At 45.3% G+C, this 14,866-nt stretch carries 12 protein-coding genes; 6 read left to right on the forward strand and 6 right to left on the reverse strand.

All coding sequences use genetic code 11. The features are described from left to right. The first annotated feature begins 2 nt into the window (after positions 1–2). From VF685_RS00430 to VF685_RS00440, 3 genes are all read left to right on the forward strand, one after another. On the forward strand, positions 3–746 hold the full coding sequence (locus VF685_RS00430; protein WP_016658074.1) for an SDR family oxidoreductase: 744 nt from the start codon (positions 3–5) through the stop codon (positions 744–746). A 167-nt stretch (positions 747–913) separates the two neighbouring features. Continuing rightward, on the forward strand, positions 914–1,642 hold the full coding sequence (locus VF685_RS00435; RefSeq protein WP_440203512.1) for an SGNH/GDSL hydrolase family protein: 729 nt from the start codon (positions 914–916) through the stop codon (positions 1,640–1,642). Between the two features lie 15 nt (positions 1,643–1,657). Continuing rightward, entirely contained in the window at positions 1,658–2,248 is a 591-nt protein-coding gene (locus VF685_RS00440) for a uracil-DNA glycosylase family protein (protein ID WP_171065083.1), read from the forward strand. Here the strand turns inward: VF685_RS00440 and VF685_RS00445 are convergent. The 3 genes from VF685_RS00445 to VF685_RS00455 all read right to left on the reverse strand — a co-directional run bounded on the left by VF685_RS00445 (position 2,245) and on the right by VF685_RS00455 (position 5,152). Next, the gene (locus VF685_RS00445) at positions 2,245–2,754 is read right to left on the reverse strand and encodes a pyridoxamine 5'-phosphate oxidase family protein (protein WP_152342401.1); all 510 of its coding nucleotides are present in this window, start codon (positions 2,752–2,754) and stop codon (positions 2,245–2,247) included. The two genes, VF685_RS00440 and VF685_RS00445, sit on opposite strands and share 4 nt — an antisense overlap. A gap of 196 nt (positions 2,755–2,950) precedes the next feature. Next, positions 2,951–3,388 (reverse strand): hypothetical protein, encoded by a 438-nt coding sequence (locus tag VF685_RS00450; protein ID WP_152342400.1) that lies wholly within the window; start codon positions 3,386–3,388, stop codon positions 2,951–2,953. 195 nt (positions 3,389–3,583) lie between these two features. After that, positions 3,584–5,152, reverse strand: coding sequence for a phospholipase D family protein (locus VF685_RS00455; RefSeq protein WP_163170128.1), 1,569 nt, complete (start codon positions 5,150–5,152; stop codon positions 3,584–3,586). A gap of 123 nt (positions 5,153–5,275) precedes the next feature. On the opposite strand from VF685_RS00455, the gene VF685_RS00460 reads away from it, so the two are divergent. Both VF685_RS00460 and VF685_RS00465 read left to right on the forward strand, forming a co-directional pair. Next, entirely contained in the window at positions 5,276–6,391 is a 1,116-nt protein-coding gene (locus VF685_RS00460) for an S-(hydroxymethyl)glutathione dehydrogenase/class III alcohol dehydrogenase (protein WP_016658079.1), read from the forward strand. Between the two features lie 313 nt (positions 6,392–6,704). Continuing rightward, positions 6,705–8,813 carry a sensor domain-containing protein gene (locus tag VF685_RS00465; protein WP_152342398.1) on the forward strand — a complete coding sequence of 703 codons (2,109 nt, stop codon included), beginning with the start codon at positions 6,705–6,707 and terminating at the stop codon, positions 8,811–8,813. Positions 8,814–8,878: 65 nt separating this feature from the next. Here VF685_RS00465 and VF685_RS00470 read toward each other — a convergent pair whose 3' ends face one another. The 3 genes from VF685_RS00470 to hppD form a co-directional block, all read right to left on the reverse strand. Further along, on the reverse strand, positions 8,879–10,099 hold the full coding sequence (locus tag VF685_RS00470; protein ID WP_152342397.1) for an amino acid aminotransferase: 1,221 nt from the start codon (positions 10,097–10,099) through the stop codon (positions 8,879–8,881). A 14-nt stretch (positions 10,100–10,113) separates the two neighbouring features. Beyond that, on the reverse strand, positions 10,114–11,496 hold the full coding sequence (locus VF685_RS00475) for an amino acid permease (RefSeq protein WP_005178192.1): 1,383 nt from the start codon (positions 11,494–11,496) through the stop codon (positions 10,114–10,116). Positions 11,497–11,647: 151 nt separating this feature from the next. Next, complete coding sequence (gene hppD / locus VF685_RS00480; RefSeq protein WP_163170125.1) at positions 11,648–12,706, reverse strand: 4-hydroxyphenylpyruvate dioxygenase; 1,059 nt, start codon at positions 12,704–12,706, stop codon at positions 11,648–11,650. Positions 12,707–13,580: 874 nt separating this feature from the next. On the opposite strand from hppD, the gene VF685_RS00485 reads away from it, so the two are divergent. Continuing rightward, entirely contained in the window at positions 13,581–14,615 is a 1,035-nt protein-coding gene (locus VF685_RS00485; protein WP_286384884.1) for a 3-deoxy-7-phosphoheptulonate synthase, read from the forward strand. The last annotated feature ends 251 nt before the right edge of the window (positions 14,616–14,866 follow it).

The raw sequence follows: 14,866 nt of genomic DNA on the forward strand, positions 1-14,866 counted from the left end.
AGATGACCAAAACAATTTTAATTACCGGCGCAAGTTCCGGCATTGGTGCCGGTATGGCCCGCGAATTTGCACAAAAAGGCTATAACCTGGCCATTTGTGCGCGTCGTATGGAACGTCTGGAAAGCTTAAAACAGGAACTGGAAAGCAAGTACGGCGTGAGCGTGGCTGCAAAAACCTTAGATGTGACCAATTATGATCAGGTATTTGAGGTGTTTCGTGCCTTTAAAGAAGAGCTCGGCACAATTGACCGGATTATTGTCAATGCCGGGGTTGGTGAAGGCCGCCGGATCGGCAAAGGCAATTTTGCGATTAACCGCGCCACGGTTGAAACCAACTTTATTTCAGCGCTGGCGCAATGTGAAGCTGCGGTAGAAATTTTCCGTGCCCAAAACTCTGGCCATCTGGTGATGATTTCTTCCATGAGCGCAATGCGTGGTATGCCAAAACATCTGACTGCGTATGGCGCCAGTAAAGCCGGCGTTGCGCATCTGGCTGAAGGCATTCGCGCCGAACTGATTGATACGCCAATTAAAGTTACCACCATTTTCCCGGGGTATATCCGTACCGAAATTAACGAAGGCGCGAAAAAATTACCATTTGAAGTAGATGAACAAACCGGTTCACGTTTACTGGCCGCAGAAATTGAAAAAGCACCGGTAAAAGCTTATGTGCCAAAATGGCCATGGTTACCACTGGGCTTGGCCATGAAAGTCTTACCATTAAAACTGGTCAATAAACTCGGTTAATTCATATTAATAAAAAGTGAAAAGTTCCATTTGGCGCTTTTCACTTTTTATTTTAAATGTTTGTTTTAAATATTTGAAAATTTAAAAATATTTAAGAGAAAGACAAAAATACGGGGCTTATTTTGGTTAAAATAGGCCCGATTTTTTTGAAGATGATCGACAACGCGATGTTTCTGAAGCTTGCAACCTTGGGTTTAATTCCAGCCCTGATTATTCAAGGCCGCCGGGTCAAGAAAAATACTTTAAGATTGGCAGAGCCAGAAGGGGAACGTGAAGGCACGAGCGGTCAGGGACAGGCCTTATCCATTTTGATTCTGGGGGATTCAGCCGCTGCCGGCGTTGGCGTTAGCCATCAGGAAGATGCCTTGCTCGGCGCGATTCTGGCCGGACTCACTTCCGAATTTCAGGTCAGCTGGAAACTGCATGCCATAACAGGCAATACTACAGGGCAGGTCATTCAAAGCGTTCAGCAGCTGGACACTGAAAAGTTTGATGTAGTGGTCACCTCGGTCGGGGTGAATGATGTCACCAAATTGATACCAGCCGATATCTGGATTCAAAAGCAGGCGCAGTTGTATCAGCTGATTGCAGCTAAATTCCAGCCACAGCTCATCCTTGCAGCAGGTGTACCACCGATGCAACTTTTCCCGGCTTTACCGAATCCGCTGGCGTGGCTGTTTGGCCAATATGCCAAGCAGATGAACCGTGAACTGCATAAATTTATTCAAAAGCAGCCAAACATGGACTGGATTGAATATGACATTGCACAATATCAGCAGATGCAACTGGAAATGGCCGAAGATGGCTTTCATCCGAGTAAAGAAATTTATCAAATATGGGGCAAAGAAGTAACACTCAAAATTAAACAACGGCTTAAGATGAATAAAGTGAATTGAGTTTGCTGCCTTATGATTGATGATCTTGAAATTGAAACCCATCCCTTTGAGCCTTTTTTACCCTCCAATGCCAAACTGCTGATGATGGGCAGTTTTCCACCGCCCAAAAATCGCTGGAAAATGGAATTTTATTATCCGAATTATCAGAATGATATGTGGCGGATTTTTGGTATCTGCTTTTTTCAGGATAAAAACTATTTTTTAGACCTGCCGAATAAAAACTTTCAGCTCGAACTGATTCAAAACTTTTTAAAAGATACCGGTATTGCGCTGTTTGATACCGCCTACCGGATCAGCCGTTTAAAGGGCAATGCTTCAGATAAATTTCTGCATATTCACACCCCGACCGATTTAAATCGGCTGCTCCAGCAAATGCCGCTGTGTCAGTACATTATGACCACGGGTGATAAAGCCACTGATACCTTGATGGAATCAATGCCGGAAGGCACGCCGAAACCGGTAATTGGCCAATCTTCACAGGCGATCTTTGCTGGTCGAGAGCTGCATTTATACCGTATGCCATCTTCATCTCGCGCCTATCCCTTAGCGGTGGAGAAAAAGGCTGAACTTTATTGCGGTCTGTTTAAGGATGTCGGCCTGCTTTAAAAAAGAGAGGATGTCTTTGGCATCATTGATGGATATTCTACCCATCTAAACGCATGAATATGCACCTCCCGAACCTGGGTGAAATCCGACCAGATCAGCTTGCTGCCGCGTGTCCATTTTAACGGCGCAATTCTACGGCGCACCTGATGCATTTCCTCGGCAGTGGCTGGGCGTAACTCACCAATCTTGGCATATAAACGCACACCCGGATAAGTGCAAAATTGACCTGACATCATTGATTTTAGCCAGAACCCGCGGCTACTGTTTACGGCCTGAATACAGGCCTGCGCATTATGTTTGAGATGCTGTTGCAGCGTGGCAGAGTAGGTATCAAAAAAGAAACCGGTGGGAGAGCTGTCGTTTAAAAATAAGGTGCCAATCGGGGTGATATTCGGGATACCTTCCGGACTCACACTGGCGATGGAGGAGTGCATACTGGCGCGCTGCGCCTGCGCAACCACTTGTCGTATTTGCCCCCAGGTTTGAGCATCCATATTCTTGTTCATTTTTATACTCATTTTATAGTTAAAACCAGCATAATAAAGACCAGAACTATTGTTATGCGTGAAAGCGCAACTGCATATTCATCATAAATTGGATTTAAAAATAGAACGAGAGGAAATCTGACGAGCACAGCTCAGAAAAGAGCGAAAAACTTCGCTCTTTTTTCATGTTTCAGCAGTAAAAGCAGAATAAAAGGACTTAAGCTCCGTATTCCACATAATCCCATAAATTCAGGCGGGCTTTAATTTCCTTGCGGATTTGCGGCAACATCGGTAATAAAGTGCCATCAATCCATAAGCTGAGGGCTTGGGCTGAGAGCGGTTGCTGTGCATCATCCACCAGTTGTGCACCTTTGACCATCACCAAGGTTTCGTGTTCAGCCGCAGTTTCTACACCCTTAAACAACACCTGCAATTCAAAACCGGTGTCCTGAATCAGCCATTCCAGTTCCAGCTGAATATTCTCATTCGATTGCAACACTACCTGACCTTCAAGCTGCTCCGAGTCGGACAGGCAATCATGTTCGACCCGCACTTTGGCCAGAAACCACTCTTGCTGGCCCAATTCATTCAGGGTTTTAGTCGGGCTGAGAATATCACTTAATTTAAATTGACGGCTTAAATCAAAAAATTGCATGAGGAGAGATCTAAAAAAGAAGAAAAATAAAGCGTGAATTTTAAAGTAATGTAGCAGAAGAGTAAAACCTTCTGGCGATAAATACGAAGTGAGAGATCACACAATCTCTCCGGGTATCGGGTTTGCTGCAAACCCATAGAGCAACTCGTATTCAATTATCTTGGTCAATGTATATTTACTGTAATGTGGATGTCATTACATCATCCACTCGATTGGGACATGGGTCATTAAATTCATCACAAAACGCTGGAAACTGGTGGTTTCCGGATCAACCTTGTGCTGAATCACTGAACCATCTTTTTGATAATCCAGCCAGATAATATGTCCTTTCTCATCCAACCTTAGTTCATAGGCAATTTGCGGCAGGTACTGATTCAATGAATCTGAAATTTCATCTTGAAGCTCATCAGATTCCAAGACCAGCCCGACTTCGGTATTTAAAAAAGCCGAGCGCGGATCAAAATTAAAAGAGCCAATAAATACCTTGCCATCAATATCAAAGAATTTGGCATGCAGGCTGGAAGCACTGCGGCCTTTGGCTGGAATCACGTTACCGGTAATAATTTCATACCAGGTGCGTTCTTCGCGCTGAATATAACGCTTGAATTCATACAGTCGAATACCACTGGCCAACAGCTGCGGCCGGTATTGCTGATAGAAGGCATGCACAATCGGTACATCATTGGCCATATACGAGTTGGTCAAAACCCGGATATCAATGCCGTTTTCTGCCAGACGGCTCATATAATCCGTACCACGTTGAGTCGGAATAAAATAGGCAGACACCAGTTCCAGATGCTGATCGGGCGTGCCCATAATCTGGATCATCTGATGGTAAATCATCTCTTCATCTTTGGCTTTGCCCTGGATTTTTTCTGGCGGGTCAGCCACAAAATGCGCTTTGGCCCAATGATAGGAACGCTGTTTTAAATACTGCGCCACCTGTTGCTCGGCAAAACTGATCCGGCGTTGCACCTCCTGTTCATCCAGCTGCTGGCTGGCATATTTTTCCCGCAGCAAGGTCAAGCTATTACGATGGTATTTATTGCTGTTCTGGTCCATCAGCTGGACCAGATTAAAACTCAGTTCATGGTTCCAGAAAGCACGGAAATTATCGTTGGCTTTTTTGACCGCATTACCGGCAAAGAGAATATCTACATCGGTAAACTGAAAGTCATCACTGGCATCAAAATATTCCCGGCTGATATTGCGGCCACCGGTCACGGCAATCGCGCCATCGGCAATAATCAGTTTGTTGTGCATGCGGTGATTCACAGCCTGCATCCGGAAGGCATAATCCAGCGCCCGAAAATGACGGAATTTATAAGGATTAAACAGGCGAATTTTAAAATTCGGATGATGGCTGAGTGCCAGCAAGGTATCATCCAGTTGGGTGCCATTCTGGTCATCAATCAGTAACCGGACCTGTACCCCGCGGTCGGCGGCTTTGAGTAATTCGGCCAGCACTAAATGACCAATTTCGTCATCGGTCCAGATGTAATATTGCAGGTCTAAATGATGTTTGGCGTTATGAATTAAATGTAAACGTGAAGCAATACTGATAAATCCGTCATACAGCGGTAAATAGGCGGTTTGTCCGCGTTGTAGTTGTGCCTGTGCCTCTGGTCGCGTCATCCAGTGTTCAAAATCTGGTTCAATTGGCGCATCCTGCGCAGCATAGTTCTGTTCAAGCGAATTACAACCGGTACATGCCAGAATCAGACAGCACAACCAGATCATGTTGTAATATTTTAATCGCATCATTTTTATGAAGTAAATTTTTACTGATTCATATAGATTATCATGATGTTATAGGTTGAATCTGTTGATAAAAAGCGGTTACTGTAAGACATCTGTTAAAGACGTATCAAAAGGATGATCAATTTCATGAAATCAAGAGCTGCGGTCGCATTTGGTCCGGGTCAACCCCTTGAAATTGTAGAAATAGACGTGGCTCCGCCAAAAGCTGGAGAGGTCTTGGTTAAAATTAGTCATACCGGTGTATGTCATACGGATGCCTTTACCTTGTCAGGTGATGATCCTGAAGGGGTGTTTCCAGCCGTGTTGGGTCATGAAGGCGCGGGTGTGGTGGTGGAAGTCGGTGAAGGCGTGACCAGTCTCAAGCCGGGTGATCATGTGATTCCACTGTATACCGCGGAATGTGGTGAATGTCTGTTCTGTCAATCGGGCAAAACCAACCTGTGCGTGGCGGTGCGTGCTACCCAAGGTAAAGGTTTGATGCCAGATGGTACCACCCGTTTTTCATATAATGGTCAGCCCATTTATCATTACATGGGCTGTTCAACTTTCAGTGAATATACTGTGGTGGCCGAAGTGTCACTGGCCAAAATTAACCCGGAAGCCAACCATGAACAGGTGTGCTTGTTGGGCTGTGGTGTAACCACCGGTATTGGCGCGGTGCATAACACTGCCAAAGTGCAGGAAGGTGACAGCGTTGCCGTGTTTGGTTTAGGCGGGATTGGTCTGGCCGTGGTGCAAGGTGCGCGTCAGGCCAAAGCCGGCCGTATTATTGCAATTGATACCAACCCGGAAAAATTTGAACTGGCCAAACAGTTTGGTGCGACTGACTGCATTAACCCGAATGATTATGAGCGCCCAATTCAGGAAGTGATTGTTGAAATGACCGGTTGGGGTGTTGATCATTCCTTTGAATGTATCGGCAATGTCAACGTCATGCGTTCCGCGCTGGAATGTGCCCATCGTGGCTGGGGCCAATCGGTGATTATTGGTGTGGCTGGTGCCGGTAAAGAAATCTCGACCCGCCCATTCCAATTGGTGACGGGCCGTAAATGGATGGGCACTGCATTTGGTGGCGTTAAAGGCCGTTCACAATTACCAGGCATGGTCGAGCAGGCCATGAAAGGTGATATTCAGCTGGAGCCTTTTGTTACCCATACCATGCCGTTAGAACAGATTAATGAAGCATTTGACTTAATGCATGAAGGTAAATCAATTCGTAGTGTAATTCATTTCGAGTCGTAATGACCTTATCTAAAAAACACCGGGCTTAGACCCGGTGTTTTTTTGTATCTGCACTCACAGAAACCATCACAACTGATATCTTTTTTCTATCAAAACTGCCCAGTCTCGCTACAAAGTAGAACTAGGCTGCATGCTTAAAGTCAGGAATATGCACAGAAAATTGTATATTTTTAAGCCATTTTAATTACAAAAAGAATATACAAAAACTGGGTATTTTTATTTACCGTGGGTTAAAAATAATTTTTATAGCTCTTATAATACATATTTGTATAGAAGTGTGATCTTATTGGCACTATAACTCGGAAAATGCGATATGAGTCATATTAATCTGCTTGAGGTATTAAAAGACAAGTCCAAACAGGTCACGCCTAAACTTGAGAAATCTCCTTTTCAGAAAGACTTTATTCGCGCCATTGAAATGATGCCACAACTGATTTGGGTTAGTTCAGCCGGACATCATCTATATAATTCTAATTTTAAACAGTATCTTGCTTCAGATGAGCAAAGCCTGACTGCTCAAAGCTGGCTGAATGCCATTCACCCGGAAGATGCCGAGCATCTGCGTTTTTTATGGGAAAGTGCGCAAAAAAGCGGCCAGAGTTTTGAAAAAGAATGTCGGATTCGGGATCGCCAGCAGCGCTATCACTGGTTTTTGTTAATTGCCCGAAATTCGCAGCAGCTCGAGGGTTGTGACCAGTGGATGATCAGCTGTACCAATATTCATGACAGTGCGGTGAAATATCGGGAAACCAAAGATACCTTACGTGCCCACACCCATATGCTGGATGTCAGTGTTGACTGTATCAAGATTGTCAAACCGGATGGCTCACTGTCGCATATGAACCGTTCAGGTTGCCAGGCTTTGCTAGGCAAAGAGCGGGAAAAGAATTTCGGCATGAAATGGCTTGATCTATTACCACCCGAAGCTCGTGAAAAAGGTCAGCAAGCCATTCGTGAGGCCATTAAAGGCAAAAATTCCCGTTTCCCGGGTATGAGTATTAACCAAGATGAAGTGAAATACTGGGACAATATGCTGACCCCAGTGCTAAACGAACACGGCGAAACCACCAGTATTTTATGTGTATCGCGTGATGTGACCTTGCAAAAAATTGCCGAAGATAAATTAAGACTCAGCAGTGAAGTCGATGATCTGACCAAGCTGATTAACCGCCGAACTTTCCGGAAAAAAACCAAACAGGCAATTCAGGTCGCCAAAGAAACCCGCACATTGGTCGGGGTCATGCTGATTGACCTGGATCATTTTAAAAATATTAACGATACCCTGGGCCATCAGGCCGGCGATCATTTATTAAGAGTATTGTCCAAACGCTTTCAAAAATATATTTCAGAACAGGTCAGTATTGCGCGCCTGGGTGGTGATGAGTTTGCCGTGGTGGTGCATTCGGTTGAAAATGAACAGCAGCTGATTGAACTGGCCAAGAAGTTTGCCAAACTGCTGGATGCACCCATTACCTATAGCGGCCGGGTCATTAACTGCGGCATGAGCATTGGCTGTTCGATGTATCCCAAAGATGCCAGAGAAATTCCCGAACTGATGAAATGTGCCGATACCGCGCTGAATGACCTGAAAGCCGGTGGCCGAGGTGGCATCCGCATGTTTGATCATTCTATGCTGGCGGCGGTCCAGAGCAAGGCAGAGCAGTTGCAGACTGCACGCATGATTATTCGTGAACAGCGGATTGTACCGTTTTATCAGCCGAAAGTGTGTATTGAAACCGGTGAGCTGATTGGCTTTGAGGCTTTATTACGCTGGCAGGATGCACAGCAGCGTTACCGTTATCCGAAAGAGCTGCTAGAAGCCTTTAGCGATTATGAGCTGACCACAAAAATCAGTGAATTGATGCAGCAGGCGATTTTTAGTGATTTACAAAGCTGGATCAAACAGGGTCTACAGACGGTGCCGGTGTCAATTAATGCTTCGCCGGTGGAATTGACGCGCGATAACTACGCAGAAGTGCTGTTAAAACGGATGCAGCATTATCAGATTCCGGCGCAATTAATTGAAATTGAAATTACTGAGCAATCGCTGGCCGAGCGTGGCTCTGAATGTGTGATTCGTACCCTCCATAAACTGAAACAGGCCGGTATTCGCATTTCGCTGGATGATTTTGGCACCGGACATTCCTCCTTAACCCATTTACGTGATTATCCGGTAGATAGCCTGAAAATTGACTGTGATTTCGTCAACCGCATCAATAGTGATAAATCAATTCAGGCCATTGTCGAAGCGATTATCAAGTTAGGGCCGGTTTTGTCCTTGGATATTATTGCCGAAGGCATTGAAACCAAGGAGCAGTTTGAAACCCTGAAACAGTTTGGCTGCCATTTTGGTCAGGGCTATTTATTTAGCAATGCTGTCAATCAGCTTGAAGCCAAGCAGATGTTAAAAGCCGCTTCATAATCTTCAAATTTCTACGATATAAAAACGGGCACATGGCCCGTTTTTATTTGCGAGGGAACAGAGGTTTAAGCAGTGAGAGCAGTATCACTATGCTGTAATACCTGTGCCATGGCATGTGCCACTGCATCGACATTGTTCTGGTTTAGTCCTGCCACACACATCCGGCCACTACGCACCAGATAAATACCAAACTCCTGCTTGAGCTGATCGACTTGGGCTGCACTCAAGCCAGTATAGCTGAACATGCCGCGCTGCCGGGTCAGATAGTCAAAAGATTGCCCCGGTAAGGCAAGTTCGAGCTGCTGTTTTAAACGCTCACGCATCTGTTGAATGCGCTCACGCATTTCGGTCAGTTCGTCCTGCCAGCTTTGGTACAGCGTCGGCGTGTGTAACACATGCTGAATCAGCATCGCGCCGGTAGTCGGCGGGCTGGAATAAATCCGGCGTACGGTGGCTTTCAGCTGGCCTAACACGCTTTGGGCGGTGGTGGCATCATTACAGACCGCACTTAAGCTGCCAATCCGTTCGCCATATAAAGAGAAAATTTTGGAAAATGAATGGCTGACCAGAAAATTCAGGCCGGCCCTGTCCATCGCCCGGATGGCATAAGCATCTGCGTGAAAATCTTCGGCGAAGCCCTGATAGGCCATATCCAAGAGCGGAATTAGCTGCTTCTGCGCCAGTAGCTCAATCAGCTGATCCCACTGCGCTGGCAATAAGTCGGCACCGGTCGGGTTATGACAGCAGGGATGCAGCAGAACAATACTTTGCGCCGGCAGCTGTTGCAGGCAATCCAGCATGGCAGCAAAGTTCACCTGACCGCTATGCGGATCAAAATACGGATATTCATGACAGCGAATGCCGGCGCCCTGGAAAATCGCAATATGGTTATCCCAAGTCGGGCGGCTGACCCATAATTCAGAGGCCGGGAAATAGCGTTTTAAGAAATCTGCCGCCACTTTTAGTGCGCCCGAACCGCCCAGCGTTTGTAAGGTCACTACACGGCCGGCCTGACAGGCCGGGCTATCTTCGCCAAAAATTAGCGCTTGGACGGCGCTGTTATAAGCCGGCATACCTTGCATTGGCAGGTACAGTTTGACCTTCTGCTGCTCGGCATTTAGGTCCTGATAAGCCTGCTGGATGGCACGCAACTGCGGAACCTGCTGGGCCTCGTTATAATACAGCCCGATACTGAGATTAACTTTATGCGGACGCGGATCATGCTGGAATTCTTCCATCAGGGACAGAATCGGATCGCCGGCATAGGTATCGACATGTTGAAACATAAACTCTTCCTGAATTAATAGCTTTTGGCTTTGATGAGCGCAGGGTCGCGCGCCAGTTTTTTCTGTTTAAGGTAATAGGCCAGCGATAATAGGCCAATCCATACCGGCAGCAGACCGACTGCAATACGCATCGATGGGGTCTGGCTCATAATCACCAAGATACCGAGCATAAAGGCGATACACAGGTAATTGGTAAACGGATAGGCAATACTTGGGAACAGGGTTTGCTGTTGCTGCGCCAGCATCTGACGTTTAAATTTCAGATGGGTATAGGAAATCACCACCCAGTTAATCACAATGGCTGCCACCACCAGCATCATCAACAGGCTGAATGCCGTTTCGGGGAACAGGTAATTCAGTAGCACACAGAGCAGGGTGAAAAAGGCTGAAACCATCACCGCATTCACCGGAATACCGCGTGAATTGATTTTGCTTAAAAACTTCGGTGCATTACCTTGTTCCGCCAGACCTAAAAGCATACGGCTGGTACAGTAGTTGGTGCTGTTATAGACCGACACCGCCGCAGTCAAGATCACGAAATTCAATACTGTGGCAACGCCTTGACTGCCTAAGGAGTCAAACATCATCACGAACGGGCTGCCGCCTTGTGCCATCTGGTTCCATGGATATAAGGCCAGAATAATCAGCAGGGTTAAAATGTAGAATAATAAAACCCGGTATACGATCTGATTGACCGCTTTCGGTAAGGTCTTTTTCGGGTTGTCAGTTTCTGCTGCGGCAATACCGACCAGCTCAATACCGCCAAAGGCAAACATGATCATGGCCATTGCCATCACCAGGCCCATCACACCATTGGGGAAAAAGCCGCCAAGTTCCCATAAATTGCTTAAATGCGCCTGCGGACCGCCGTTACCGGACGCCAGCAGATAGCTCCCAAACGCAATCATGGCCACAATCGCCAGCACTTTAATAATCGCCAACCAGAATTCCATTTCGCCAAACAGTTTGACATGCAGCAGGTTAATCACATTAATAAAAATAAAGAAGCCCAGTGCTGAGACCCAGGTCGGAATCTCCGGCCACCAGTAATGGATATACAGGCCAATGGCACTCAGTTCGGCCATACACACCAGCACATTCAGTACCCAGTAATTCCAGCCCGACATAAAGCCGGCAAACTTGCCCCAGTATTTATAGGCAAAATGACTAAAAGAACCGCTGACCGGTTCTTCGACAATCATTTCACCCAGTTGACGCATCATTAAAAATGCAATCAGGCCGGCAATGGCATAACCCAGAATGACCGACGGGCCAGCCAGTTTAATGGTCTGGGAGATGCCGAGGAATAATCCGGTGCCAATTGAGCCACCGAGGGCAATGAGCTGAATATGCCGGTTGCTCAAACCCTTATGTAGTTTGCCATCATGTTGTTGCATCTTTTATCATCCATGTAAAATCGACATCACTGTGTTGTTGTTGTTTTGGCGCAGGTGATGTGATTGCTGAAATTTAAACATGCGTCGCCCCTGACACATGTCAAATCGCATGTGCAAGAGCGGCGTTGTCGGGATTTAGAACACCTGAAAATCAGGCAGAGACGTCAAGCACGCCACGTTTAATCTGGTCGCGCTCAATCGATTCGAACAGGGCTTTGAAGTTTCCTTCGCCAAAGCCATCATCTGCTTTACGTTGAATAAATTCGAAGAACACCGGGCCAATCATATTTTCCGAGAAAATCTGTAGCAGCAGGCGTTTTTCACCATCTTTGGTATTGCCATCCAGCAAAATGCCACGCTGTTGCAGCTCTGCAGTCGGTTCGCCATGTTCCGGTAAACGTTCTGCCAGCATTTCATAATAGGTTGCCGGCGGTGGGGTCATAAACTTGGTACCCAAGGCTTTGAGTTTGTCCCAGGTCGCTAGCAGGTCATCGGTTGAGAAGGCAATATGCTGAATGCCTTCGCCGTTAAATTCCGACAGGAACTCGGCAATTTGTCCGTTACCTTTGTCCGAGTCTTCATTCAGTGGAATACGGATTTTGCCATCTGGTGCAGTCAGCGCTTTTGAGGTCAGGCCGGTGTATTCACCTTTAATATCAAAGTAGCGGATTTCCTGAAAATTAAAGATTTTTTCATAGAAATTGGCCCAGTACTGCATCCGGCCTTTGTAGACATTATGGGTTAAATGGTCAATTTCTTTTAAACCAGTACCCACCGGGCGCGGATCAACACCTTCAAAGAACTCGAAATCCTGCTGATAAATATCGCAGTCGACCAGAAAGATTGGTGAGCCACCAATGCCTTTAATCGCTGGAATATTCAGTTCCATAGGACCAATCACGTTTTTGATTGGTTCGGCACCGAGTTCGAGCGCTTTCTGATAGGCACGGGTTGCATTTTTGGTCTTAAAGCCCATGGCACAGGCCGATGGACCATGTTCATTAAAGAAATACGATGCATAGGATTCTGGCTGATAGTTCAGAATGATATTGATGTCGCCCTGACGCCATAAGTAGACATTTTTGGATTTGTGCTTAGCCACTTGGGTAAAACCGAGCGTTTGAAAAACTGAATCCAGAGCGCCATTTTCCGAGACAAACTCAATAAATTCAAATCCGCATAGCTCTAAAGGGTTAGCTAAGTTGTGCATGTTCCATCCTCATGTATGGTGAGCAATCCAATTGCTTCACTTGTTGTTTTTGCAGGAATTTCCTGAAATCAGGGAGTTCCAGATGAAAATATCTTAGCAAGAGTTAATCTTTGTTCAATACGTAATATGATTACGCATTTCGTAACTTATAACTCAAATCAGGCTTAATGATAAATTAAAGTAATGATATTTATAAAATATTGTTTTGTGTTTTATTGGTGAATAGGAAGAAATATAATTGTAACTTTTTGTAAATTATGATGGGTGGGCTATGATTTTTAATGAATTAGTTAATGATTTTAAAAGGTTTTTAATGGTGGTGTTTTGACTGTAAATATCCAATAGAAGGTAATTTTAATGCGGATAATTTTTTATCCAAAAGTAATTTGAGTCTTTCGACGTGATTTAACCCGGAAGATAGGAGATCAATTGGAGGAAAGCTGTGTTTTGCTAAATGTGAAAGGAAATCCGGAAGAATGCTAAAAAACATCCAGAAAACTATTGTCAAAGCTGGAAATAGCGCGTATTTTATTTTTCAGACACATACTTTTTTGAAGAAATAAAGATGTTAAAGCAACCTGTAATCTCAAACGCATACTATTACTTCTGGCAGTTTAGATAATTGCCTGAACGCGTTCGGGCAAAATAAGGTTGCCCACCAGTTGATACCTGATCGGCAACCCTGATCAGGTTTTTTTATATCTTGAATTTAATCAATCTTTTGGAGATTCTCATGCGTACATTTAACTATTCATACTTTAGCAACTTTTATTGGTTTTACTTTAGTCAAGCTATGACCAACCTGACCTGTATTAGACCCATATCGCTCAAATAAAAGTTCGGACTGTCAAACCACAGTCCAAAGGAAGAATCAATGAACGCTTTAAATACTGCATTACAACAATCCTCAGCCAAAGAAACAATTTTAAGCTTACCTTATCAGCTCAAGGCGCAATTGCCGCTTTCTGGCGCGTTGGCACAGCAAATTGCCGAGCAGCGTCAAACCATTCAGAATATTCTTAACGGTACCGATTCACGTTTGCTGGTGATTACCGGCCCATGCTCCATCCATGATCCTGCGGCAGCACTGGAATACGCACAAAAGTTACAACAACTGCAAAGCCAGGTGGCAGACCAGATTTTCCTGGTAATGCGTGCCTATATTGAAAAACCGCGCACCACGGTTGGCTGGAAAGGCTTCTTATACGATCCAGAATTAAACGGTTCATCCAATATGCAATTGGGACTGGAAAAGTCACGTGAACTGTACTTGCAAATTATTGAAATGGGGCTGCCTATTGCCTCGGAAATTCTAAGCCCGATGGCAACGGCCTACTTTGACGATTTACTGGCCTGGGGTGCGATTGGCGCGCGTACCAGTGAATCTCAGATTCACCGTGAAATTTCTAGCCACATGCCGTACAGCATTGGCTTCAAAAATGGTACCGATGGTTCGGTACAAATTGCTTTAGACGCAATTCAATCGGCTTCACATCCGCATCAGTTCTTAGGCATGAGCCAGCAAGGTTTACCGTGTATTTTAGAATCACAGGGAAACCCGAAAGCACATCTGATTTTACGTGGCGCCAATGCTGGCCCGAACTACCAGCTGGCTGAAATTGAAAAAATCAAAGCCAAAGTCAAAGGCGAGATGCCAGCGCTGGTGATTGATTGCAGTCATGGCAACAGCAGTAAAAATCCGTTATTACAACCAGAGGTGTTAAAAACCATTGTGGCAGAGCGTGCACAGACTCAGGTTCGCGGTGTCATGCTGGAAAGTCATCTGGTCGATGGACAACAGAAAATCTCGGATCAGATGACCTATGGCCAGTCCGTGACCGATGGCTGTTTAGGCTGGAACAAGACTGAACAGTTACTGTTTCAGGTCGCACAAGAACTGGTCTTATGACCGTTAAAACGTAGTGCTTAAACTGCAATTGTATTGAATGAATAGCCCCTGAACCTCAGGGCTTATTTTTTATCAGCATCTTAAAATTAAAATAGAAAAGTTTGATGAAATTGGCAGATTATCTTGAATTTTTTGAATAAGTTGAAATTTTTATTGATTGTGAAATCAGGATGATTGATGCAATATCGACAACATGCTCAGCGCTGCCAATCGGTTGAATACCGGCGCGTTGGGGTCAAAAATGATGACAG

It is taken from the genome of Acinetobacter sp. Brlt_5 (genome assembly GCF_051949055.1).
In the GTDB taxonomy this organism is placed as follows: Bacteria; Pseudomonadota; Gammaproteobacteria; order Pseudomonadales; family Moraxellaceae; genus Acinetobacter; species Acinetobacter indicus.